Annotated in this window: 23 protein-coding genes; 8 read left to right on the forward strand and 15 right to left on the reverse strand. The window is 69.8% G+C overall.

Going from position 1 to position 23719, the window contains the following annotated elements; translation table 11 throughout:
* Positions 1-23: 23 nt before the first annotated feature.
* The 8 genes from ACLFA2_RS12540 to ACLFA2_RS12575 all read right to left on the reverse strand — a co-directional run bounded on the left by ACLFA2_RS12540 (position 24) and on the right by ACLFA2_RS12575 (position 9430).
* Positions 24-914, reverse strand: coding sequence for a siderophore-interacting protein (locus ACLFA2_RS12540; protein ID WP_426621409.1), 891 nt, complete (start codon positions 912-914; stop codon positions 24-26).
* Complete coding sequence (locus ACLFA2_RS12545) at positions 911-2731, reverse strand: ABC transporter ATP-binding protein (protein ID WP_426621410.1); 1821 nt, start codon at positions 2729-2731, stop codon at positions 911-913. The genes ACLFA2_RS12540 and ACLFA2_RS12545 overlap by 4 nt, the downstream gene beginning before the upstream one ends.
* Entirely contained in the window at positions 2724-4361 is a 1638-nt protein-coding gene (locus tag ACLFA2_RS12550; RefSeq protein ID WP_426621411.1) for an ABC transporter transmembrane domain-containing protein, read from the reverse strand. Before ACLFA2_RS12550 ends, ACLFA2_RS12545 begins: the two co-directional genes overlap by 8 nt.
* Positions 4358-5146, reverse strand: coding sequence for an ABC transporter ATP-binding protein (locus tag ACLFA2_RS12555; RefSeq protein WP_426621412.1), 789 nt, complete (start codon positions 5144-5146; stop codon positions 4358-4360). The genes ACLFA2_RS12550 and ACLFA2_RS12555 overlap by 4 nt, the downstream gene beginning before the upstream one ends.
* Before the next feature lie 11 nt (positions 5147-5157).
* Entirely contained in the window at positions 5158-6261 is a 1104-nt protein-coding gene (locus tag ACLFA2_RS12560) for a FecCD family ABC transporter permease (RefSeq protein ID WP_426621413.1), read from the reverse strand.
* Positions 6258-7331 (reverse strand): FecCD family ABC transporter permease, encoded by a 1074-nt coding sequence (locus tag ACLFA2_RS12565; protein ID WP_426621414.1) that lies wholly within the window; start codon positions 7329-7331, stop codon positions 6258-6260. The genes ACLFA2_RS12560 and ACLFA2_RS12565 overlap by 4 nt, the downstream gene beginning before the upstream one ends.
* A gap of 8 nt (positions 7332-7339) precedes the next feature.
* A complete protein-coding gene (locus ACLFA2_RS12570; protein ID WP_426621415.1) occupies positions 7340-8401 on the reverse strand; it encodes an ABC transporter substrate-binding protein in 1062 nt (353 codons plus the stop codon).
* Positions 8402-8587: 186 nt separating this feature from the next.
* A complete protein-coding gene (locus ACLFA2_RS12575; protein WP_426621416.1) occupies positions 8588-9430 on the reverse strand; it encodes an AraC family transcriptional regulator in 843 nt (280 codons plus the stop codon).
* 109 nt (positions 9431-9539) lie between these two features.
* Here ACLFA2_RS12575 and arfB point away from each other — a divergent pair, with 109 nt between their 5' ends.
* Positions 9540-9980 carry an alternative ribosome rescue aminoacyl-tRNA hydrolase ArfB gene (arfB, locus tag ACLFA2_RS12580; protein ID WP_021201153.1) on the forward strand — a complete coding sequence of 147 codons (441 nt, stop codon included), beginning with the start codon at positions 9540-9542 and terminating at the stop codon, positions 9978-9980.
* A gap of 15 nt (positions 9981-9995) precedes the next feature.
* On the opposite strand, the gene ACLFA2_RS12585 is transcribed toward arfB, so the two are convergent.
* Positions 9996-10601: a TetR/AcrR family transcriptional regulator gene (locus tag ACLFA2_RS12585; RefSeq protein WP_021201152.1), complete on the reverse strand. Its 606-nt coding sequence runs from the start codon at positions 10599-10601 to the stop codon at positions 9996-9998.
* Between the two features lie 70 nt (positions 10602-10671).
* Here ACLFA2_RS12585 and tet(42) point away from each other — a divergent pair, with 70 nt between their 5' ends.
* Entirely contained in the window at positions 10672-11958 is a 1287-nt protein-coding gene (tet(42), locus tag ACLFA2_RS12590) for a tetracycline efflux MFS transporter Tet(42) (protein ID WP_231494481.1), read from the forward strand.
* A 3-nt stretch (positions 11959-11961) separates the two neighbouring features.
* Here tet(42) and ACLFA2_RS12595 read toward each other — a convergent pair whose 3' ends face one another.
* From ACLFA2_RS12595 to ACLFA2_RS12615, 5 genes are all read right to left on the reverse strand, one after another.
* Complete coding sequence (locus ACLFA2_RS12595; protein WP_426621417.1) at positions 11962-12777, reverse strand: nucleotidyltransferase domain-containing protein; 816 nt, start codon at positions 12775-12777, stop codon at positions 11962-11964.
* A gap of 96 nt (positions 12778-12873) precedes the next feature.
* The gene (locus ACLFA2_RS12600; protein WP_029260034.1) at positions 12874-14949 is read right to left on the reverse strand and encodes a bifunctional lysylphosphatidylglycerol flippase/synthetase MprF; all 2076 of its coding nucleotides are present in this window, start codon (positions 14947-14949) and stop codon (positions 12874-12876) included.
* A gap of 45 nt (positions 14950-14994) precedes the next feature.
* A complete protein-coding gene (locus tag ACLFA2_RS12605; RefSeq protein WP_426621418.1) occupies positions 14995-15807 on the reverse strand; it encodes a tyrosine-protein phosphatase in 813 nt (270 codons plus the stop codon).
* A gap of 90 nt (positions 15808-15897) precedes the next feature.
* On the reverse strand, positions 15898-16551 hold the full coding sequence (locus ACLFA2_RS12610; RefSeq protein WP_029260036.1) for a DsbA family protein: 654 nt from the start codon (positions 16549-16551) through the stop codon (positions 15898-15900).
* Between the two features lie 73 nt (positions 16552-16624).
* A complete protein-coding gene (locus ACLFA2_RS12615; RefSeq protein ID WP_347123436.1) occupies positions 16625-17050 on the reverse strand; it encodes a hypothetical protein in 426 nt (141 codons plus the stop codon).
* Between the two features lie 75 nt (positions 17051-17125).
* Between ACLFA2_RS12615 and ACLFA2_RS12620 the strand changes: the two genes are divergently transcribed.
* From ACLFA2_RS12620 to ACLFA2_RS12630, 3 genes are read left to right on the forward strand one after another with little or no spacing between them, the layout of a single operon-like run.
* A complete protein-coding gene (locus tag ACLFA2_RS12620; protein WP_021201145.1) occupies positions 17126-17476 on the forward strand; it encodes a PLD nuclease N-terminal domain-containing protein in 351 nt (116 codons plus the stop codon).
* Between the two features lie 14 nt (positions 17477-17490).
* Positions 17491-19140 (forward strand): 2-succinyl-5-enolpyruvyl-6-hydroxy-3-cyclohexene-1-carboxylic-acid synthase, encoded by a 1650-nt coding sequence (gene menD / locus ACLFA2_RS12625; RefSeq protein ID WP_426622473.1) that lies wholly within the window; start codon positions 17491-17493, stop codon positions 19138-19140.
* A 16-nt stretch (positions 19141-19156) separates the two neighbouring features.
* A complete protein-coding gene (locus tag ACLFA2_RS12630) occupies positions 19157-19999 on the forward strand; it encodes a polyphosphate kinase 2 family protein (RefSeq protein WP_021201143.1) in 843 nt (280 codons plus the stop codon).
* 13 nt (positions 20000-20012) lie between these two features.
* On the opposite strand, the gene ACLFA2_RS12635 is transcribed toward ACLFA2_RS12630, so the two are convergent.
* Positions 20013-21266, reverse strand: coding sequence for an isochorismate synthase (locus ACLFA2_RS12635; RefSeq protein ID WP_426621419.1), 1254 nt, complete (start codon positions 21264-21266; stop codon positions 20013-20015).
* A 56-nt stretch (positions 21267-21322) separates the two neighbouring features.
* On the opposite strand from ACLFA2_RS12635, the gene ACLFA2_RS12640 reads away from it, so the two are divergent.
* From ACLFA2_RS12640 to ACLFA2_RS12650, 3 genes are read left to right on the forward strand one after another with little or no spacing between them, the layout of a single operon-like run.
* Positions 21323-21886, forward strand: a complete 564-nt coding sequence (locus ACLFA2_RS12640) for a hypothetical protein (RefSeq protein WP_021201141.1) — start codon at positions 21323-21325, stop codon at positions 21884-21886.
* Entirely contained in the window at positions 21883-22602 is a 720-nt protein-coding gene (locus ACLFA2_RS12645) for a class I SAM-dependent methyltransferase (RefSeq protein WP_021201140.1), read from the forward strand. The genes ACLFA2_RS12640 and ACLFA2_RS12645 overlap by 4 nt, the downstream gene beginning before the upstream one ends.
* Before the next feature lie 46 nt (positions 22603-22648).
* On the forward strand, positions 22649-23710 hold the full coding sequence (locus ACLFA2_RS12650; RefSeq protein ID WP_021201139.1) for a polyprenyl synthetase family protein: 1062 nt from the start codon (positions 22649-22651) through the stop codon (positions 23708-23710).
* The last annotated feature ends 9 nt before the right edge of the window (positions 23711-23719 follow it).

Consider the following 23719-nt stretch of genomic DNA (forward strand, 5'->3'; position numbering starts at 1 on the left):
GGGGTTCCCGGGGAGGATCCGCCTCACAGCCCCAACTGGTCCAGTCTCTCCTCGAAGCGCACCTGCACGTCCTCCGGCTCATCCCCCTCGGACTCGGCCCAGATCGCGTCCAACTCCTTCTGCACCGACTCGGGCAGGGCGGCGAACTTCTCGTCCCAGGCAGCGACCGGCGTCCAGTAGCCGACGACCTTGAACCGGGTCGCGGGCAGGCCGAGCTCCTTGCGCAGATACTTGCGCACGTCGCGCAGCGCCACGGTCTCGCCGGCCACCCACACGTAGCCCTTGTCGAGCGGGAGCCGGTCGTCGACGATGCCGCGCACGAGCGGACCGAGCGCACTGGGACCGTGGCCGTTGCCGCCGACCACCCAGGTGACCTCGACGTCGGCGCCCACCTCGAGAGCGACGCGGTCCGCCTCGCTCGGCACTTCGAGCACGACCCGCGTGCGCACGCCCTCCGGAGCCTCGGCGATGATGCGCGCCACGGCCGGAAGCCCGGTGAGGTCGGCGACGAGCACCTGCCACGTGATGCCCTCCGGCGGCGAGTACAGGCCCGTCGGGGAGTTGAACCCGAGCACGTGACCCGGCTCCGCCCGCGCGGCCCAGGGGCCCGCGACACCTGCCTCGTGGATCACGAAGTCGATGTCGAGTTCACCGGCGTCCGGGCGCACGCCGCTGATGGTGTACGTGCGCATCGGGGCCTCGGGCGCCCCCTCCGGCGTCTCCCACCAGTCGCCCGCCGGCACCGGCAGCGACACCTCCTTCGGGTCGTCGCCGTGCGGGAAGAACACCCGCACGTACTCGTCGCCGATACCGGTGCTGAGGAAGTCGGCGACGCCCTCGCCGCCGAGCGTGACGCGGACCAGGGTCGGGGTGAGGGTGGTCGTGCTGCTGACGATGCCGCGGTGGATGCTCACGGAGTCTCCGTCTCTGTAGGGCGAATCTCTTGGGTGGGGGATGGGTCGGTGGGGGATGGCTCGGTGCGGGTGGATGTGCTGCGGGTCTGGGCGAGCCAGGAGTCGCGGTAGGGGCCGTCGGTCGCGAGGAGCTCCTCATGGGTGCCGCGCTGGGTCGCCCTGCCATCGGCGAACACCACGATCTGCTCCGCGGTGACGGCCTGCTGCAGCCGGTGCGCGATGAGCAGAGCGGTCCGTCCCTTGCGCAGTGCGGCGATCGCCTCTTCCACGGCGTCCCGGTGCTGGAGCCCGACATCGGCGGTGGCCTCGTCGAGGATCACCACATCCGGGTCGGCGAGGAAAGCCCGCGCGACCGCGAGCTGTTGGATGCGTCCCTCGTCCATGGGCGCGACAGTGTCTGTGGAAGCGCCCTCGCTCTCGCGGATCAAGGCCTCGACCGCCCACTGCGCCCCGACCGCCCGCAGCGCCGCCACCATCTCCTCGCCGCTCGCTTCGGGGGCGACGAGGCGCAGGTTGTCGGCGATGCTGCCCCGGAAGTGGTGCAGCTCCTGCGACAGGTAGTACGGGGCGTCTGTGCGGGACGCCAGGTGCACGCTTCCCGACGTCGGCGGGTGATGCCCGGCGATGACGCGCGCCAGAGTGCTCTTGCCCGACCCCGAGGTGCCCACCAGCGCCGCCGTGGTGCCGGGGTCGACCCGCAGGTTCACGCCGCTGATCCCCCGGCCGGTGGTGGGGTAGTGGAACGTCACGTCCCGCACCTCGATGCCCGCGGATGCCGGCGGTGCAGCTTCCGTCTCCGGGCTCTGGGCGGCCGGCGCGGGCGCGAGATCGATGACTCCGACGAGTCGCGCGAGACCGATGGCTGCCCGCTGGATGTCGTCGAGTCCGAAGATCAGCTGTCCGACCGGGCCGAACAGGCGATGGAACAGCAGCGCAGCAGTGGTGACCGCGCCTACCGTGACAGCGCCGGCGGACTGCAGAAGGAATCCGGCGCCGAGGATCGCGGCCAGCCCGACGAGCTCACCGCCGTTGATCCAGCGGAACAGACGATTCGTCACCCGCACGCCCTCGATCTGCATGTGGATCGACGCCACCGCGCGCTCGCGCACCCGCTCGAGAGCGGGCTCCTGCTCGTTGAACGCGGTGAGGGTCTCGATGCCGTCCACCGTGTCGAGCACGGCCTGGCTGCGGGCGGCCTCGCGCACCCGCACCTCGCGGAACACCACACGGGACTTCCGCAGAAAAGCGCGCGTACCGAGGATGTAGAACGGCGCGGAGGCGAGGCCCGCGAGCGCCAGCCAGGGATCCAGAGCGGTCAGCGCGACCACCGAGACGCCGATCGCGAACCCCGCGGACAGCAGGGTCGGAGCGACGTTCCCTCCGGCTTCGGCAACGGCATCGACGTCGCCGGTCACGCGGGAGAGCAGATCGGCGCTCTCTCCGTCGTCGACCGCGCTGACGGGCAGCCGCATCGCCGAGGCGAACACGTCTTCACGCAGGCTCGCGAGCATGTCCTGCACCAAGCCGGTGAGCACGCGCACGGCCCACAGCATCACCACAGCGGCGCCGATGGCACCCAGACCGGCCGCGGCGACCCACCCGGCGATGGTCGCGAAGCCGGCGTCGGACGACACGGCATCGACGATGCGCCCCAGGCACGCGGGCATCACGATCCCGAGAGCGGATGCCGCGAGGAACAGCGCGGCGACAGCGGCGGTGCGACCGGGATGCTGCCGCAGCAGCCCACCCACGACGGCCCGCACCCGAGCGCCGGAGGCGATCGGGAGCAGCGCGCCAGTCGAGGTCGAGTCACTCATGGCGTGTATCCGATCCTTCGGAGGGAAGCTCGACGACCCGGTCGCACGCCCCGAGCAGCACCGGAGAGGTGGTGATCACGATCACGGTCTCGGTGTGCTCTGCAAGGGCGCGGGCGATGTGCGCCTCGGTGATGGCGTCGACGGCCGAGGTGGGCTCGTCGAGCACGAGCACGTCGGCCTCCGCGTGCAGGGCTCGGGCGATGCCGATGCGCTGGCGCTGTCCGCCCGAGAGGCGTCGCCCGGCCTCTCCTACCTGTGACTCCCACCCTCCGACCTGCACCACGGTGTCGTGCAGCGCCGCCATCTCGATGAAGGGCGCGTGCGGCTGGTCCTCCACGCCGTGGCCGCGCACGGCCTCGCGCAGGGAGCCGCTCACGATCGTCTGCCTGTGCGGAGGGGCGACGACCCGACGCCGATACTCGACCGGGTCGAGGTCGGTCAGATCGTGCAATTCACCGTCGATCGCGAGCGCGACCCGGCCGCGGTCGGGTCGGGTGCGCAGACCGAGCAGGCGCGAGAGGGCACGGGCCGTGTCGCTGTCGGCGGGACGGATGCCGAGCAGTTCGCGCTCGCGCACCTCGACGGGCGCGGAGGCGGATCCCGCGCGGAAGGTCAGGACGACGTCCTCCGCCGGTCGTACCGGGGCGGCCGCCGCGACGGGCGCATCGAGCAGGTCGTCGGCGTCGATCACCTCGGCGAGTCGCTTGGCCGAGGCGAGCTTGTGGATCCAGTTCGAGGGGAAGGAGCCCGCATACGCGAGGTAGCCGCTGATGAACTGAGCGAGCCCGAGCACCGTGACCAGCTCGCCGATGCTGATGCGGCCCTCGGAGGCGAACCAGGCCGACATACCTGCCAGCGCGGTGGTCGCGATCGCCGCCAGCGTGCCGCTCACCGCCTCGTATGACGCGAGGGAGCGACCTGCCGCGGTCGCCGCCCGCCGAGAGGTGTCGCTCGCGGCGATGTAGCGGCGCACGGCCTCCTCGCGGGCGCCGATGCCCACGAGCACCCGGAATCCGCTCATGAAGTCGGCGGCGACCGCCCCGGCCTCGGTGGCCGCCTGCTGCTCGACGAGGCCACGGCGTTCCAGCGGGCGCGACACGACCTGCATCACGAGCATCATCGCGATGGTCGAGCCGAATACGACGAGCGTCGCGACGGGCGAGATCACCAGCATCGCGAGACCGGCTCCGATGATCGCGGCGATCGTGGAGCACTGCTGTGCGACCGACCAGGCGACGCCGGCGACCCGATAGGTGTCCGACGTGACGAAGGTGAGTGCCTCGCCGGGGGCCACTGTGCGGCGAGAGAGCCGGGGGCGCAGCATCCGAGAGAGCGTGAGGTGGCGCAGCGCCTGCTCGCCGTAGCCGTAGATCGACACCATGAGGTGGGACGCCGACTGGTAACTCGCCGTCAGCACGAGGAACGTGCCGACCAGGGCGCCGAGCCAGAGGGCGAGTGCTGCGGGGTCGGCGGGGAGCACGGCGCGGTCGATCGTCGCACCGATGATGACGGGGATCGTCGCCTCGGCGAGCGCATGCACGATGAGCAGCGCGGTCGCTCCGGCGAGGGCGATGCCACGCCCCTCCGACTTCAGCGCGATCCCGAAGAGCCTCCGCGGCGTGGGCGTCACGGTGTCCGCCGACCGAGCGGGAGCACCAGCGGCGTCCCGGAGACGGGGTCGGTGATCACTCGACACGGAAGGTCGTACACGGTGTGCACGAGCTCTGCGGTGATGATCTCGCGCGGATCGCCCTGCGCCACGATGGCCCCGTCGCGCATCGCCACGAGGTGCGTCGCGTAACGGGCCGCATGGTTGAGGTCGTGCAGCACGGCGACGAGCGTGGTGCCGCTGCGGTGCAGGTCGGCGAACAGCTCCATCAGGTCGATCTGGTGCGCGATGTCGAGGAATGTCGTCGGTTCGTCGAGCAGCAGATGCGTGGTCTGCTGGGCGAGGGCCATGGCCACCCAGACGCGCTGCCGCTGACCGCCGGAGAGCTCGTCGACCAGGCGCCGCGACAGATCGGTGACCCCGGTCGCGGCCATCGCCTCGGACACGGCGCGCTCGTCGGCGCTGCTCCAGGTGCGCATGGCGCTCTGGTGCGGGAAGCGTCCGCGCCCGACGAGATCAGCGACCGTGATGCCGTCGGGGGCGAGGGACGACTGCGGAAGCAGTCCCAGCTTGCGGGCGACTTCTTTCGGCTTGAGCGAACGCAGTTCGTCGCCGTCGAGCAGCACGGCGCCGGTGGTCGGGCGCAGCAGCCGGGCGAATCCGCGCAGCAGGGTCGACTTGCCGCACGCGTTGGGTCCGATGATGATCGTGAACGAGTTGTCGGGAACCTCGAGAGTGAGGTCGGAGATGATCGGGGTGTCCCCGTAGCCCAGCGTGATGTCGCGGGCCCGCAGCGAAGCGGTCATGGGTGTTCCTTTCAGGTGCGGCGCGCGTACTGGGCAGCGAGCAGCCAGGCGAGATAGAGGCCGCCGACCGACACCGTCACGACGCCGACCGGCACAGCGACGAGCTGGGCCACGGCGTCCGACACCACGACGAGAGCGGCGCCGGTCAGCATCACGGGCACCGTGCCCATCGGGGTGTTCGAGCGGGTGAGGCGCTGCGAGATCTGCGGGGCCGCGAGGGCGATGAAGGAGATGGGGCCGGCCGCGGCGGTCACCAGCGCGACCAGGGCGACGCCGAACACCATCGCTGCGAGACGGGTGCGACCGGGACTGATGCCGAGGGCGGTCGCCGCGTCGTCGCCCATCTCGAGCACGGGAAGCGTGCGGGCGAGGGGGAGGGAGAGCAGGGTCACGATCGCGAACACGATCGCCGCCGGGATCAGCTGGTCGAAGCCGAGCGAGGCGATCGAGCCCGCACCCCAGGTCGCCGCCATCATGGCCTTCTCGACGCTGACCGAGATCAGGATCCACGAGGTGAGGGATCCGAGTCCCGCCGAGACGCCGATGCCGACGATGATGAGCCGGAACGACGACATCGCGTTCTTGCTGGCGAGCACGTAGACGAGCAGCGCGGTGAACAGGCCTCCGACGAGCGCACCCGCCGCCTTGAACATGTAGGTGTTCAGCTCGAAGACGATCATGACCAGCGTCACACCGAACTGTGCGCCGATGCCGAAGCCGATGATGTCGGGGGAGCCGAGCGGATTGCGGGTGAGGGACTGGAAGATGCCGCCGGCGAGCGCGAGGGCTGCTCCGCACAGCACGGCGAAGAGCACGCGCGGCAGGCGCCATTCGAACACCACCTGGCGGATGTCGGGGTCGGATGCGGGGTCGAAGATCGCTCGGATGACGGCCGCGAAGTCGACCTCGTAGGCGCCGAGAGTCATGGAGAACAGGCCCGCGCCGATGATCACGACGACCAGCAGGAGGCTGACGATGACGGATCGCACCGGGATGAGCGCGGCGATCCGCGCGGTCTCGATCCGGAACAGGCGGCGTCCGTGATCGACCGGCACGAACGCGGCAGGCGCGGCGTCTGCGTGGGGTGCAGCGACGGGCTTCTGGTCGATGCTCACAGGCCGCTCACCCGCTTGCGACGCACGAGCATGATCAGGATCGGGGCTCCGAGGAGGGCCGTGACGATGCCGACGCGCATCTCCCCGTTCGGGAGCACGATGCGGCCGAGGACGTCGGCGAACAGCAGGAAGGCGGGGCCGATGATCATCGAGTACCCGAGCACCCAGCGCTGGTCGGGGCCGGTGAACCAGCGGACGATGTGCGGGATCATGAGCCCGACGAAGGCGATGGGTCCGGCGGCGGCGACGCTGGTTCCGGCCAGCAGGGTGACGGCGATGATGACGAGGATGCGAGTCACGCGCACGCGTGCACCGAGGGCCTGCGCCAGGTCGTCGCCGAGGGCCAGGGCGTTCAGGGAGCGCGCGCACAGGAGTCCGATCAGGAGACCGGCGACGATCAGGGGCACGGCCCAGGTGAGCTGGTCGAGGGTGCGTCCACCGATCGAGCCGACGCCCCAGAACCGCATCACCTGCAGGGTGCTGTGGTCGCGCAGCACGATCGCGGTGGTGAAGCCGGTGAAGGCCGCGCCGAGGGCGACGCCGGCGAGGGTGAGCTTCATGGGGGTCGCCCCCGAGGCTCCGAACGAGCCCAGTATGTAGACGAGCATGGTGAGGACGAAGGCTCCGCCGAGGGCGAAGGGCACGTAGGCGCCGGGGGCGGTGAGGCCGAGCACACCGACGGCGAACGTGACGGCGAAGGATGCACCGGCGTTCACACCGAGGATGCCGGGGTCGGCCAGCGGGTTGCGGGTGAAGGCCTGGATCAGGCCGCCGCACACCGCGAGAGCGGCACCCACGACGATGCCGAGCAGGGTGCGCGGCACACGCAGCTCCATGACCATGAGGTGCAGCGGGTTCTCGTCGTCGTAGGAGAAGAGGGACTGCAGCACGGTGATGGGGTCGATCGCGAGGGCGCCGACGGCGAGCGAGGCGATGGCGGCGATGGCCAGCACCACGACCGAGATGACCAGTCCCGCCACGAGCGTCCCGTTACGGTGCGGGGAGTCGACTGCACGACTCCCCGCACCCGTGTTCGAGACGTCCTTGCCGTCATCCGTCGCCAGGGACATCTCTCGGATCACTTGCCGGTGATGGTGGGCTCGCCCTGGAGCGCCCCGGCGAGGTCGTCGACGTACGTCGGCAGGATGTACTTCAGCGAGAGCACGGTGGGCGCGCTGATGGCCGAGGCCTCGGCGTCGTCGGCGTAGATCACGTACGAGCCGTTGGCGATCGGGTTCCAGCGCGACACGACCTTGTTCTCGACCGTGTACGTGCCCTCGTCGGCGCTGCCGCCCCAGGCCGCGAACAGTTCGGCCTCCACGTCGTAGAGGTTCTCGAGGCTGACGCCGGTGTACCAGTTGTCGCCCTCCGCGGTCTGGAGGAAGCTGTCCATCGCCGGGGTCGAGGTGAATCCGAGGGCCTCGGTGATGCGCACGCGGGGGTCGTACTCGAGGTAGACGCCGAGGTCGGTGCCGCCCTCGTTCAGGGTCAGACCCCAGACGAAGGTCTTGTCCTCGAACTCGGGGTGCTCGCCGGCCAGGGTGGTGATCTGCTTCTCTGTCTCGGCGATCAGCTCATCGGCCTTGTCCTCTTCGGACAGTGCCTTGCCGACCGTGCGGGTCATGTCCTCCCAGGTCCCCGGGTTCCAGGGGCCTTCGATGTAGGGGACGGTCGGGGCGATCTCGGTCAGGCGCTCGTACTCGATGTCGGAGACGCCGGAGTAGAGGCTCAGGATCAGGTCGGGCTTGAGCTCCTTGATGGCCTCGTAGTTGGGGCCGTCCTCGAGGAAGGGGATGATCTCGGGGGTCTCGCCGTACTCCTCGGTGACATAGTCCTCGAACCAGGGCTGGTAGCCGCTCTCGCCTGCGCCCCAGACCTCCTCCATGCCGACGGGATTGGTGCCGAGGGCGGCGACGATGTCGGCCGTCATCCAGCCGAGGGTGACGATGCGCTGCGGCTTCTCGGGGATCACGGTCTTGCCGTGGCCGTGCTCGATGACCACGCCGTCTGTTGCGGTGGAGGCGGAACTCGATTCTTCGGGGGTGGACGAGCACCCGGCGAGGGTGAGGGCGGCGGCGACGGCCGCGGCGACGAGGGCCGAGCCTCGGCGGATCTTCGGGCGCGCAGAAGCGAGCGACATGGTTCTCCTTCGGGAAGGGGGGAGGGTGTTGCCGCGTCGACGCGGCGAGAAGTTAGGTAAGCATGCCCTAACAGAACGATGCTAGAACGCGGATCCTGCGCTCAGTGTCGCGGGAGCGACGACTTGTATCGCGGAACCGACAACGACGGTCGGATTCGCCGTCAGGGGATCAGGATCGCCCCGCCGTCACCGCCAGTACAGCTGGTGCGCCGCGTCGGCCTGCACGCGCGCCACGTGCTGCCGGGGAGTGAGCCCGAAGCGCTCCTTGAACGCGGCGGAGAAGGCGCTCGTCGTGGCGTAGCCGCAGCGGTGCGCGGCCGCACCGATCGGAGTGCCGTCGACGATCAGACGCGCCCCGAGGGTCATCCGCACGCCGGTGCGCCACCGCCCGAAGCTCATGCCGACGTCGTTCTGGAAGATGCGCAGGACCGTACGCTCGTGGAGCCCGTGCGCGAGGAACAGCTCGATCGCACTGCGGGGGTCGCCGGGGTCGGCGAGAACGGCCTGCACGAGCGGGGCGACCCGCTCATCCGCAGGCATCGGCACCTCGCCCCATTCGCTCGCGGCCTCGGGAAGCGGCTGCTGCAGCATCTCGATGAGCACCGACTGGATGCGCACGCGCAGGTCGGTGGGCATGTCGTTGATGCCGAGGTGGAGCAGCATCTCCTGCACCGCGCGCGGCACCAGCACCCGTGTGATGTCGTCGATCGGGGCGATCAGCGATGAGTCGGGGATGTACGTGTAGCAGCCGGTCGAGTCGGGTTCGTGATGGGCCGTGTGCGGGGTGCGTGCGGGGATCCACACGCCCTGACCGGGGGCGAGGCGCCACCGTGCGTCCTGCAGGTGCACCCACACCGTGCCGCGGTAGCACCAGGCGAGCATCGGGTCGGCGTGGCTGTGCGGAGGGGAGAGCGGGCGGGTGCCGGTGTCCTCGGCGGTGACCACGCCGGTGCCCATCAGGTACGGCTCGTTCACGGTCGACGGATACGACGGGCTCGCCGCCCAGTCGTCCTGCCGGTAAGAGTTCATTCGTGCTCCGCGTGAGGCGGCGCCGACTGCGCGGGAAAACAGGTCCTGCCGCCCTCGCCATGCTATCCGGGTGAGCTGCGAGCGCCCCGCGAGGCCCGATGATGGACACATGCCTTCTGCCCATCGCCCCGGTCTGCGGGTCTCGTCGGGTCTCACGATCCCCGAGGCCGAGTTGTCGTGGCGCTTCTCGCGGTCATCCGGGCCGGGGGGACAGGGCGTCAACACCGCGGATTCCCGCGCTGAACTCGTCTGGGATGCGGCGAACTCCGCGGTGCTCTCGCCGCATCAGCGCGAGAGGCTGCTCGACCGATTGAGTGGTCGCCTGGTCGATGGAGTGCTGACGATCGCCGCGTCCGAGCATCGTGCCCAGTTGCGCAACAGGGATGCGGCGCGGGAGCGGCTCGTCGCCCTCGTCGCAGAGGCTCTGCGCCCGCCGGCACCACCGCGACGGCCGACGAAGCCGAGTCGGGGGTCGAAGGAGCGCCGGCTGAAGGCCAAGCAGCGGCGCACCGACGTCAAGAGTCTGCGACGACGCCCTCGCGACGACTGACCCGGCGCCGGAGAATCACCTGGCGAGACGCTCTTCGACAGGGTCCCAGCCACTCGCGAGCACCCGGAATCCCGCGTCCACCGTCTCGAGTGGATCTTCGCTGTCGTTGATCAGCAGTTGCATCTGCAGGACGAATCGGGCGTAGACGCGGATCTCGGCGACCGGCTCGGCGAGCCCGAGCTCGTCGGCGATGGCCGCGGCGAGGGCATCCTCGTGTCGGAGCCACATCTTCGCGGCATAGTCGCGCAGGGCGGGTGTCTCGTTCAGGAAGCGCATGAACACGCGGGTGACGTCATCACCGTGCTCGTCGAAGTTCGCCCTGATCTCGGCGGCGAAGAAGTCGTGGATCGCGCGGTTGATCGTGCGTCCGGCGGGCCGGTCGCGCACGGCCGAGACCAGACGGTCGCGCTGTTCGTCGTCCTCGTCGAAGACGAGAGCCTCCTTCTGCGGGAAGTGCGCGAACACGGTCGTAGGGGAGACGTCCGCCGCATCGGCGACCTCGCGGATGCTGACGTTGTCGAAGCCGCGCTCGAGGAACATCATCGTCGCGACGTCGGAGATCGCCTTGCGGGTCGCGGCCTTCTTGCGCTCGCGGCGTCCGAGGGGCTCTGGGTTCGTCATGACAGCAGTCTATCGTGGACCGACTACAAACCTGGCTTGACACCAAAACTGGTATCGGTACACTTTCGGTATGACTTCACCCAACGTCCTCACGCGACGGGATCAGAACCGCGCGTGGATCATGCTCATCGTGCTCACGATGCTCACCGTCATCGGTATGACGGTCGTCCTTCCCGTCCTGCCCTTCGTCGTGCTGCAATACGTCTCGCACGAGAGCGACCTCGCCATCTGGGTGGGCGTGCTCGAGGCCGTCAACGGCCTCTGCGCCTTCCTGGTCGCCCCCTTCCTCGGCCGGCTCTCCGACCGCTTCGGTCGTCGACCCGTCATCATCGTCGCCGCGTTCGGCGCCGCATTCTCGATGGCGCTGTTCGGCATCGGCGGTGCGATCTGGGTCCTCGTGCTCGCGCGCATGATCCAAGGCCTGACCGCGGGAGATCTCCCCGCCCTCTTCGCCTACCTCGCCGACATCACCCCGCCGGAACAGCGGGCGAAACGCTTCGGTCTCCTCGGCGCTCTCACGGGAATCGGCACCATGGTCGGCCCGGGGATCGGTGGTCTGCTCGCCGCGGTGAGCATTCAGCTTCCCGTCTTCCTCACCTCCGCCGTCGCCCTCACGATCGCGATCCTCAGCATCTTCCTGCTTCCGGAGAGCCTCAAGCCCGGCAATCGCATCAGCGCCATCCGGCTGCGTGACGTGCAGCCGTTCGCGGTCTTCAAAGAGGCGTTCGGGCGCAAGGAGCTGCGCGGACTGATGATCGGCTTCGGTCTGCTCGCCCTGCCGTTCGGCTTCTTCGTGAACAACTTCAGCGTCCTCGCGCTGGACTCCATCCAGTGGGGGCCGACGCAGATCGGACTCCTGACCGCGGCCGTCGGCATCATCGACATCCTCATCCAGGGTGTGCTGCTCGGCATCCTGCTCCCGCGCATCGGTGAGCGCGGCGTGATCATCAGCGGCATCGTCGCGCAGATGGTCGGTCTCGCGGCGCTCGCCATCGTCGCGTCGATCTTCGCCCAGCCGTGGGTGTTCATCGTCGGTGCGCTCATGCTCGCTGCCGGCCAGGGAGCATCCCAGGCGGCGATGGACGGTGCCATGTCGAACGCGGTGGGCGACGACGAGCAGGGCTGGCTCGGCGGAGCGACGCAGTCACTGAACGCGGCCATGGGCACGGCCGCCCCGCTCATCGCGGGGGCGCTCTACGCACTGGTCAGCCACGCCGCCCCGTACTGGCTCGGTGTCGCACTGATGATCGTCGCCGTGATCGTGGTCAGCCGTGCACACATCGCGAACACCGCGAAGCGCCCGGTCACCGATGGTGTGGGAGCGACTCCGGTCGAAGCCGTCGAGACCGTCGGCTGAGCATCAGGCTGCGGGAGCTGCCGGACGCGGCAGCTCCCGCAGCCGCGTGATCGAGGCGAGCAACTCCTCCGGCGTCGTGCCGAGATTCCCGAGTGCCAGTGCCGCCGACGCGCTGAATCCCGCCGAGTCGATCGGGAGGCGTGCCACGTTCGGCACCAGCCCCTTCTCGTTCGTCACCCAGTTCCCGGCCGCGGCGTGCCAAGCGTGCGCGGTCAGCATGGCCGTCGTGGTTCCGCAGAGGGAGACGTATGCGACGTCTCCCGCCTTCGCGCCCTTCACGGCCGCGTTCAGCAGGAAGTCGACCTGCCAGAGGCTCGTGAGGAACGCCTCGCGCAGCGCCGCGGGATAGGGGGTGACGCTCCGTGCCAGACCGACCAGGAGTCCCTCCGGATCGCGAAGCGGCACGCTGGTGGCCACCTCGCCCGCATAGGCGACATCGAGGAAGCCGAGGGGGTGACCCGGTTGGGTGTGGAAGGCGAACTCGCCGCGGACGGCGCGAGCGCATTGCTCTCCGACGCGGGTGACGTCGCGGAGGATGAGGTCGACCGGGACGCCGTCGACGATCAGCCAGGCGCCGCCGTCGACCCAGGGTCCCCATCCGCCGCGCTCGGCGACCTCGACGGGTTCGCCCGTCCACCCGCTCGCCACGCGCGCGATACCGGCGCGGTCGACATCCGAGTCCACGTAGAGCCCCAGATCGATGTCGGAGTCGGGTCGGTGCGTCCCGCGGGCGCGGCTGCCGCCCAATGCGACGGCACGCACGCCGGGAACCCGGCTCAGTTCGTCGGCCATCGAGCGGAGGCGGTCTTCATCGAGCACGACACCGATCGTACTCACGTGGTCTCACGCCGTCGGAGAACAGACGCCATCCGGAGATCGACCCACCCGACGCGTTCTCGGACGGCGTGGGCTCCGTCAGTCCTTCCCGCCCCGTACGAGTTCGAGCCCGGCACCCGCGAACTGGCGCAGCGTCGCATCCGGCAGGAACGCCCGCGTGAGTGCTCCACCGATGCGGGTGAGGTCGCTCTCGTCGCGGAAGAGGAGATACATGGTCTCGTACCGGGGGTGGAACTTCTGCTTGAACCGATGCAGCGACCCGAAGCCGTACACCGGTTCCAGCGCATCGGCCAGCCGGTCGCTGAGAGCGGCGATCATCCCGGCATCCGGCGGATAGTCGTGGGCGAGGGGCGCGCCGGAGAGCGACATGATCTGCGCGCCCTCCTCGGCGAACTGCTTGGCCGAGGAACCGATCAGATACTCCATGACGGGCCCGAAACCGCCTTCGCGGCGACGCATGAGGTCGAGGGTCCAGCCCCGCACCGCACCGTCGTCGCCGTACACCGGCAGCCAGGAGAGGAAACCGTCGACGTCGCCGTTGGGAGCGAGCGCCAGGGCGAGCCGCACCTCCGGATCCTCGGCCTCGTCGAGGGTGCCGAGCGTGAAGCGCATCTCGGGCAGGTCCTTGTCTCCGACCCAGGCCTCCGAGATCGCTCTGAGCTGCTGCTGCACACCCCACGGCTCCGCTTTGAGGTGTGTCATCCGGAAGGTCATCTCCTCGCGACCGGCCTTGTTCAGTGAGGTGCGCACCGAGTTCCAGCGCTTGCCCGTGAACTCCAGCCCCGGCAGGTCGACGATCGTGTCGTCGGCCACGACGATGCTGCGCCAGGTCGAGGGGACGGCCGCCCGCGTGGCCTCATCCGCACTGAAGAAGCAGGGAACGAGGCCGGCGAGCTCCACGGCGTGGATGAAATCGTTCACGGCTTCTGCGCGTGTCTCCGCAGGGCCGATCGGGTCGGCCAGGGCCAGGGCGACGCCGTTGCGACGCTGGTACGCGACGATGCCGCCGGCCACCCGGGCATAGCTGTTGCCCTCCCAGGTGGTCATCCACGAGAGCGTCCCGCCGCCATGAGTGCGCAGCTCGCGCTTCATGTCATCGACGTTCGGAGCGGGCTGGATGCCCAGCTTGGCGCGGCGCTTGGCTCGGAACGCGCGTCGCACCCACACCAGGTACACGAGCATGATGAGCCACAGGAAGCCGTTGGCCATCGCGAGCTCGGTCTCACCGTCCCAGCGCAGATCGAGCTCCGCCTGGCTCGTGATGATGATGAGGGTGAGCACCAGCGCGGCGCCCGAGACGTTGAACAGGCCGAGCAGGATCGCGAGCACCCACGCGAAGCGCCGCCCGCGACGGAGCCCGTTCACGAGCACGAGGATCACGACGAGGTCGATCGCGAGGTCGATGAATCCTCCCGACGCGGGATCGGTCGGCCCGAAGGGTCCGTCCGTGGGCAGGAAGGTCGTGATGATCTCGACGGCGCCCAGGACGAGGATCGCCACCACGGCGATCAGCCGCTGCTCGCGGACCGTCGTGTGCCGCACCCGCAGCGATCGGTCGACGACGAGGATCAGCAGCACCGCGAGCAGGTGCTCGAGGTCGGCGACCTTGCCCCAGAAGAGCATCGCGATGAACACGAAGCCGAGCAGGATGAGCCAGCCGCGCACCCGCCACGGCGGACGGAACAGGCCGACCGCGGCGGCGATGCACGCCATGGTGCCGCCCGATGCTCCCACGTCGAGCGCCTGGGCCTGCTCTGCCGCCCACGCCCACGGGAACTGCGAGAGCACGTACAGCAGCAGGGCGGTGGCGAAGATCGCGAACAGCTGACCGAGCCAGTAGTAGGCGAGCGCCACGCGCGATCCGCGACGGAACTCCAGGTAACCCATACCCCAGAAGCCTGCGATCGTGAACAGGTACACCCAGGGCTGGTTCACGAAGAACGTGCCGGTCAGGGGCGTCCACCACTTGCCGTCGGCGAGGTTCGGGAGCCCGTAGGCGACTGTCTGGAAGAGTGCGGTGTCCTCGAACGGCGCCCAGAGGCCGCTCCAGACGACCCCCACCGCGATGATCAGCAGCACCATCGTCAGCGTCGCCGGAATGCGCCGGACGACGGCCATCACCGGATGGGGAGAGGGGGAGTGCTCCTCGGTCATGCGCTCAGCGTAGCGAGGGCTGCGTCCGCACGGGCGCGGGCACTCCTACTCCCCGCGAAGCACTCGACGAAGGTCGGCGATCTCGTCGTCGGTCAGACCGCCGCTTCGCAGATAGCCCGCGACGTCGCCGTGGTTGTCGTCGATCCAGTCCATCGCAGCCTCGATGGCGGATGCCGGAGCCTCGGTCGTGAGCGTCTTCAGCGCCGGCGTGAGGGGGACGCCGAGTGAGGTGATCAGTGCGGTGAGGGCTTCGGCGAAACCCCGCGCCAGATTCTTCTCCGTCTGCGTGTAGTCCTCGACGATCGCCTCGCGAGGTGCTTCGGCGACGAGCAGCAGGATCGCGGCGGCGAGCCCCGTGCGGTCCTTGCCCGCAGTGCAGTGGAACAGCACGCCGGGTCGTTCGGTGCGCGAGGCTTCGAGCACCGTCCGCGCGATGGTCGCGAACGGGGTGGCGCTGGCCGCCAGGATCGAGACGTACAGCTCCTCCAACGTCGGCACCTGCTTCAGCACCTCGGCGACCTGGGTCACCGAGAGTCCCGCTCCGCCGGCTGCAGGGAGCAGCTGCTTCACCATCTCGTCCATCGCGCCGCCCTGCATGGGCAGAGTCAGGAGCGTCACGCTGCCGTCGTGGGGCAGGCGATCCGCGGCGCGTGCACGTTCGCCCTCGGTGCGCAGATCGATCACGGTGCCGATGCGGAGGTCGGCCAGCGCCTGCATCCCCTCGTCGGTCAGCGCGGCGAGCGCGTCCGATCGGAAGAGCAGACCGGAGGCGAGCGTGCCGCCGCCCGAGGTCGGGATCCCGGCGAGTTCGCGGGCGTTGTGGGTTGTCTGCAAGGCGGTCGTGATGTCGATGGTCATTCTGGCCCTCTCCTGGGTATGCGGCCAGAATATCGGTGCGGCGGGACCGCGCGGCTTCGACACGGAAGCCGCGCCATCCGCCTTTCCATGTCAGCCGTTCACGGCCTTCTCGATGGCCTGTTCGAGGTCATCCCACTCCTGCAACACGATCTTCTCGCCGTCGATGAAGAACGTCGGCGTGCTGTTCACCCCGAGCTTCTCGCCGTCGGCCTTGTCGGACTGCACGCGCTCCGCGGTGGCCGGGTCGGCGATCGCGGCATCGTACGCGCCCATGTCGAGCCCGAGATCCTGGGCGAACCCGCGGAACACCTCGGGGGTCTCCTCGGGCTGCTCGCCCCACTGCGCCTGCGTCTCGAACAGACGGCGGTACATGTCCTCGAAGCGGTCCTGCTGCCCGGCAGCCTCGGCGGCCAGCGCGGCCTGGGTGGAGTTGATGTGCCCGGGCAGGGGGAAGTAGCGGACGACATACGTGATCTCGCCGTCGTACTTCTCCCTGAGGTCTTCGACGACGGGGTAGAACGCCCCGCACGCCTCGCACTCGAAGTCGAGGAACTCGACCACGGTCACGGCGCCCTCGCCCCCGTCGTCGAGCACATGGGAATCGGTGCGGACGGTCTGCTGCGGCTCTCCGCCCTCCGCGGGCGCGGCGGGTTGCTGTTGGCTGATCGCGAAGACGATTCCGGCGATCAGCAGGACGATGGCGACGGCGATGGCGATCAGGGTCGCTTTGACAGAGTTCTTCATGGGGTCTCCAGACACACGGGTACGACGAGGGAAGGGTGCCGCTTTCGGGCGGCTCGATGCGCGCGTCGGCGGGTCAGGTGCGGGAGATGGAGAGCTGCGTGAGAGTCAGGGCGGGGACGAAGGCGCGCGGACCCGCGCGACTCGGCGACACCGTGCGCGGGGCGCGGGTGCCGAGCGGCCGGGTGCCCCCGGCGAGCCGGCGGAACAGCAGGACCAGCGCGACGCCGCCGAGCACCGCGAGCAGGCAGATCCCGACACCGGAGCTGAGCACGTCGATCGTGGGCGCTGTCGCCGCGTCACCTGCCGTCGGGGCGGCAGCCGTCGACTCCGAGACGCCGGAGGCGAGACACAGCGTCGCGTGCACATCGGCCGAACCCCGCGAGGTCGACCAGGCGCCGACCACGAGCAGGAGCGCGAGGCCGACGGCGGTGATCACCCGGGCGATCAGCATCCGCTCGGCCCGCGCTCGCGGCATCGGATCCGGCGATGAGGGCAGCATTTCCCGCGCAGTCTAGCAACGGCGCCTCTGTCCTCCCCGGGGCCGGGGAAGCCGTGGCGCGCCTACACTGGAGGGGTGGCGAGACTACTGATCGTCGGCGGCTTCCTCGCCGCCGTGTTCTGGGTGTTCAGCATCGTCGACTGCGCAGTGCAGCCGGCGACGCGGCACCGCGGTGTGTCCAAGCCCGTCTGGATCCTGATCGTGGTGCTCCTTCCCGTGATCGGAGGCATCCTCTGGTTCGTGATCGGCCGTCGACGTGCGAACGATCCCGGGGTCCGTCCGGTCGTCGCGCCCGACGACGACCCGGCCTTCCTGCGCAGCATCAGCAAGACCGAGCAGGATGCGCGCATCCGCCGCCTCGAAGAGGAGCTCGCCCGTCTGGACGAGGAGACCGACGAGCCTCCCGCCACGGACCAGCGCCCGTGACCCCGTCGCCGGCCATGGATGCTGCGGCATCCCTGATCGCCGACCTCGTCGCCCAGGGCGTGCGCCACATCGTGGTGTCTCCGGGCTCACGCTCGCAGGCCCTCGCGCTCGCCGCGGTACGGGCCGCCGATGACGGACACGTCCGGGTGCACGTCCGGATCGACGAGCGGGTCGCCGGCTTCACGGCTCTCGGAATCGCCCGTGAGACGGGCGTGCCCGCCGCGGTGGTGTGCACCTCGGGAACGGCCGTCGCGAACCTGCTGCCCGCGGTGATGGAGGCCTTCCACTCCGGGGTGCCGCTGCTGCTGCTCACCGCCGACCGGCCGCCCGAGCTGCGCGGGGTCGGTGCCAACCAGGCGACGCTCCAGGACGGCCTCTTCCATCCGTGGGTGCGTGACCAGCTGGACGCTCCGGTGCCCGGGGATGGCGACTGGTCGGGACTCGCTGCGCAGGCCGTGGCCGTGGCGATGGGTGCTCGCGAGGTCGAGAGCGGCCTTCGCGGGATCTCCGGACCCGTGCATCTGAACCTTCCCTCCCGGGAACCGCTCTCGGGCGACCTGCCCTCGATCGCCATCACCCCGGGCGAGGCGCCGGAGGCTCTGAGAAGCACACCGTTCGAACTCGACCGCGGGCCACGCACCGTCGTGGTCGCCGGGGCCGATGCCGGCCCCGATGCCGAGGAGATCGCGCACGCCGGCGGCTGGCCGCTGATCGCCGAGATCGTGAGCGGCGCGCGATTCGGACGCCAGATCGTACACGGCTACCGTCGCCTGCTCGCGCGTGAGGATCTCGGCGGACGCGTCGAGCGGGTCGTCGTCCTCGGGCATCCGACACTCAGTCGCGAGGTCGCGGCACTCCTCTCGCGTCAGGATGTCGAGGTCGTGGCCGTGCACCGCGGCGGCGAGGAGCTGAACCTCAATCACCGTACGAGGGGGGTCGACGCCGTCGTCGTCGCTCCGGGCGTCGCGGATCGCAGCTGGCTCGGGGAGTGGATGCGAGCATCCGCGGCCGAGACTGTCGACCTGAGCGAGCGCGCCCCCGATCCGGAAGCGCTGGCGTCCTCCGATTTCGCGGCGCGCAGGCAAGCTGTGAAGGCCGAGCTCGACGCCGTCCGCCGTCCGCTCGATCGCGAGCTGCTCGTCGATGCCGTGTGGCGCGCCACCTGGCCGCACGACCGCCTGGTGTTCGGCTCCTCCCGGCTCGTCCGCGTCGCCGATCAGGTGCTCGGCGGCAAGAAGGTCCCCGTCCATGCCAACCGCGGTCTCGCCGGCATCGACGGCACGATCGCCACTGCGACCGGAGTCGCGATCGCGAGTCAGGCGGCCGGCGCCCCCGGCGTGACGCGGGTGCTGCTGGGCGACCTCGCCTTCCTGCACGACGTCGGCGCCCTGCTGCTGCCGCCTGACGAGACCGAGCCCCGGTTGCAGGTCGTCGTCGGCAACGACGGCGGGGGCACGATCTTCGACTCTCTCGAGGTCGCATCGTCAGCACGCCCCGGCGACCTCGATCGCGCCTTCTACACGCCGCACACGGTCCGCCTCGAGCACCTCGCCCTCGCGTACGGCTGGGAGTACCAGCGGGTCACCACCCGCACGGCACTGGATCAGGCCCTGACCTCGCCTCGTGGTGGACGTCAGATCATCGAGGTGCCACTGGCGCGTTGACTGGCAGGATGTGCGTATGAACGCGCACACCTGGACGCAGACGCTGCGAGTCGACGAGGGATTCCGTCTCGCCGACATCGACCCCGACGCCAAGCCCGGATACGACCACGGCAAGTCCCGCGGGGTCTCCGACCTCGCAGCCGGGCTCACCGACCTCAATGTGCTGCAGGAGCGGCTCTTCGCCGAGAGCCGGGCAGGGGTGGCGAAGGATGCGGTGCTGCTGGTGCTGCAGGCGATGGACTCGGCCGGCAAGGGCGGCATCGTGCGGCACGTCGTCGGCGGCGTCGACCCGCAGGGCGTCGCGCTCGCCGCGTTCAAGGCGCCGACGGCAGAGGAACGCGCGCACGACTTCCTCTGGCGCATCGAGAAGCGTCTGCCTGAACCGGGGTTCATCGGGGTGTTCGACCGCTCCCACTACGAGGATGTGCTGATCGGGCGTGTGCGCGAACTCGCCCCGCCGGACGAGATCGAGCGCCGCTACGACGCCATCAACGAGTTCGAGTCCCGGGTCGCGGCATCCGGTACCCGCATCGTCAAGGTCATGCTGCACATCTCACCGGATGAGCAGAAGTCGCGGCTGATGGAGCGACTCGAACGTCCGGACAAGCACTGGAAGTACAACCCCGGCGACGTGGACGAGCGCATGCTGTGGCCGCAGTACATGGAGGCGTACCAGACGGTGTTCGAGCGCACCTCGACCGAGGTGGCCCCGTGGCACGTGATCCCGGCGAACGCCAAGTGGTACGCCCGGCTGGCCGTGCAGGAACTGCTGCTCGCGGCCCTGGAAGACATCGACCCGCAGTGGCCACGTGCCGACTTCGATGTCGAGGCCGAGAAGAAGCGTCTCGCCGCCAGCTGAGCGTCGGCCGCGGTCAGGCCAGCGCGTCGACCAGGGGGCGGAATTTCACGCGCGTCTCGAGCAGTTCGCTCTCCGGGTCGGAGCCGGCGACGATCCCGGCGCCCGCGTAGGCCGTCACCCCGATCTCTCCCTGGCGCACGGTGAACTGCGCGCAGCGCAGCGCGATCGCCCACTCGCCGTTGCCGGCGGCATCCACCCAGCCCACGGGGCCGGCGTAGCGCCCGCGGTCGAAGGGTTCGAGCTCGCGGATCGCGTCGATCGCCGCCGGTGTCGGCGTGCCGGCGACGGCGGCGGTCGGATGCAGTGCCCGCACCAGGTCGAGCGCGCTCTCCCCATCGGCCAGCTCGCCCTCGACGTCGGTGGCCAGATGGAACAGATTCGGCAGCTTCAACAGGAAGGGCTGCTCGCTCGCCGCTAGCGCCCGGGTGTGGGATCGGAGCGAGGCGAGCACGCTCTGCACGGCGTACTGGTGTTCGTCGAGGTCTTTGACGCTCGACGCGAGGTGAGCGGATGCGGCGGTGTCGGCGTCGGCGTCCGCGCCACGGCCGATCGTCCCCGCCAGCACCCGTGCGGTGACGGTTCCGTCGTGCACGGTGACGAGCGTCTCCGGGCTCGCACCGATCAGCCCGTCAACGGCGAACGCCCACGTGTCGGGGTAGCCGGTCGCAAGGGCGCGCACGAGCCGACGCAGGTCGGAGCCTGCCGGGATGCTCCCGGTGAGGTCGCGGGCCAGCACGACCTTGCTCAGGTCTCCGTCGGCGATGCGGGCGAGGGCGCGGCGCACCGAATCCTGGTATCCCTGCGGGCTCTGAGCTCCGGGGCCGACGGTGCCGGCCCAGTGCGGGCCGTAAGGCTGGGTGACGAGCTCGTCACGGTCGTCCGGAGCGCCGGCGAGGCGGAGCGTGGTGCGCCAGAACCGGTCGCCGTGTCGCCCCACCACCTGCGTGGGCACCACGAGCACGCTGTCCGCGGCAGAGTCCTCGTCGAACGCGAATGCCCCGAAGGCCACGAGCCCCGTGCCCGGGAGGCCCATCGGGTCGGAGATCTCGGACTGCGCCGCCATGGTGCGCCAGGCAGCCGCGAGGGTCTCGACGCGTGACGTTCCCGCTTCGACCGCGGGACGGATCTCCGTGAGCGGTCGGCCGACGGCGACGATCCCGTCTCCGCGGCGCAGCCAGGCAAGAGGGCGGGCGGGGTCCGCGTAGGCCAGGAGGTCTTCGACCGGGTTGATCTCGCGGGTCTCCACGACCAGGTGGGTGGTGTGCACGTCTCCAGCCTATGCCGCTCAGGGCGCATGGATCCGCGTGGTCGTAGGGTGAGCGGATGAGCGACGCACGTCCTGCACCCGGCACCGAGATGGTCTTCCAATGGCGCAAATGGGATGGCTCGCCGCACTGGCGGCACGAGTGCGTCTATCTCGGCGCCGACGAGTGGGGCGACTGGATCGGGCAGCCCGTCGGATGGCACAGTGTGCGCCCCGGCGCCGAGTTCCACGCGGGCGGTCCGAACGTCACCCTGGTCCCGGCGAGCGGTGACCATGCGCTCACCGTCAATCGCCGTCACCGCAAGGGCATGCGCATCTACATCGATCTGGGGTGGGACATCCGCTGGTCCGATGATCCGCTGCTGGCGACCGGGATCGACATGGACCTCGACGTGGTGCGCGTGGAAGGGGAACGGGGAACGTGGGTCGACGACCGCGACGAATGGGCCGACCACAGTGCCCGTTACGGCTACCCGACCGATGTCATGGCGCATCTGGAAGCCCTCGCGCTCGACCTCGAGGAGCGGGTGCGGGCCCGGGTCGCGCCGTTCGACGATGCGACCGCCGATCCCTGGCTCGACCGCCTCGAAGCGCTGGGCCTCGCGCCTAGACTGAACTCGTGACCTCGAACGAGAAGAACCGCGCCGATCTCGGCAAGGACCCCGCCCGCGTCAGCGGCATGTTCGACCAGGTCGCCGCAGGGTACGACCGGACGAACACCGCGATGACCTTCGGCAACGACGTGCTGTGGCGTGCGGCGACCACCCGAGCGGTCGCTCCGAAGCCGGGGGAGCGGATCCTCGACCTGGGGGCGGGCACGGCCTCGTCGTCGGCGTCCCTTGCGCGGAGCGGTGCCCAGGTGGTCGCGGCCGATTTCTCTCCCGGCATGCTCGCCGAGGGCGAGCGCCGGCACGGCGCCATGCGCAACCTGTCGTTCGTGCAGGCCGATGCCACGGATCTTCCGTTCCCGGATGCGACGTTCGACGCGGTCACGATGTCGTACGCGCTGCGCAACGTGAACGATCCGAAGAAGGCGCTGAGCGAGCTCTACCGCGTGACCAAGCCCGGAGGACGGCTCGTGATCAACGAGTTCTCGACCCCGCCGGGAAAGCTCTTCCGCAGTGCCTACCGCTTCTACAACGCCCAGGTGCTCCCGCGGGTGGCCCGCGTCGCCGGTACGAACGGCGAGGCCTACGACTACCTGAACGAGTCGATCCGCGAGTGGCCGGACCAGAAGCGGCTCTCCGCCTGGATCCGCGAGGCGGGCTGGAGCGACGTCGCCTACCGCAATCTCTCGTTCGGCATCGTGGCCCTGCACAGAGCGCGCAAGCCGGAGTGAGTCTCTCGGGCGAAACCTCGACATCCGACGAAGGTAGGCTGAGAACGTGACTTCGAGCCCCATCGCCCCGGGTTCGCGACTGGCGAGCCGTCTCGGCTTCAGCGATCGCGTCTTCATCGGCCCTGCCGCCCGACGTGTCGCGCGCGCCATCGAAGACGGGCTGGAGCTCGTCGAGACCGGCCTGGCCGACGACGTCCGCGTCGCCGACCCGCTGGCCGACGCCGCCAGCCGTTACCTGTACGAGGCGGGTGGGAAGCGCATCCGCCCCGTGCTCACGCTCCTCGCCGCGCAGCTCGGCGACGGCAACACCACCGAGGTCATCGACGTCGCGAAGGCCCTCGAGATCACGCATCTCGGCTCGCTGTACCACGACGACGTGATGGACGGTGCCGACCGCCGCCGAGGGGTTCCCGCCGCGCATGCCGTGTGGGGCAACAACATCGCGATCCTCACGGGCGACATCCTGTTCTCCCGCGCCAGCCAGCTGATGTCGCGGCTGGGGGAGCGTGCCATCCGTCTCCAGGCCGACACGTTCGAGCGTCTGGTGCTCGGTCAGATGCACGAGACCCTGGGACCGCAGGACGGCGACGACCCGATCGAGTTCTACATCCAGGTGCTCGCCGACAAGACGGGCTCCCTGATCGCCGCGGCCACGCAGGGCGGGGTGATCTTCTCGAACGCTCCCTCGGAGTACGAGGAGCCCCTGCGCGTGTACGGCGAGAAGATCGGAGTCGCGTTCCAGCTGCTCGACGACGTGATCGACCTCTCCGCGAAGCCCGAGGAGACCGGCAAGGTGCCGGGCACCGACCTGCGCGCCGGCGTTCCGACGATGCCGTATCTGCTGCTCAAGGCGGAGGGGGACGAGGCGTCTATCGACCTCGCGGCGCGCATCGATGACGGCGTCGCCCTCATCGCCGACGGCGCGGACCCGGCCATCCTCGACGGCCCGTTGGACGAGTTGCGCGACCATGTCGTGACGCAGAAGACCCTCGAGCTCGCCCACGCGTGGACGCGAGACGCCGTCGACGCTCTCCGGCCTCTCCCGCGCGGAACCGTGCGCGAGGCGCTGACCCGATTCGCTGAGACCCTCGCCGAACGCTCCAGCTGACTCCGCGCG

It is taken from the genome of Microbacterium sp. As-52, assembly GCF_049949185.1.
Classification (GTDB): domain Bacteria; phylum Actinomycetota; class Actinomycetes; order Actinomycetales; family Microbacteriaceae; genus Microbacterium; species Microbacterium maritypicum_A.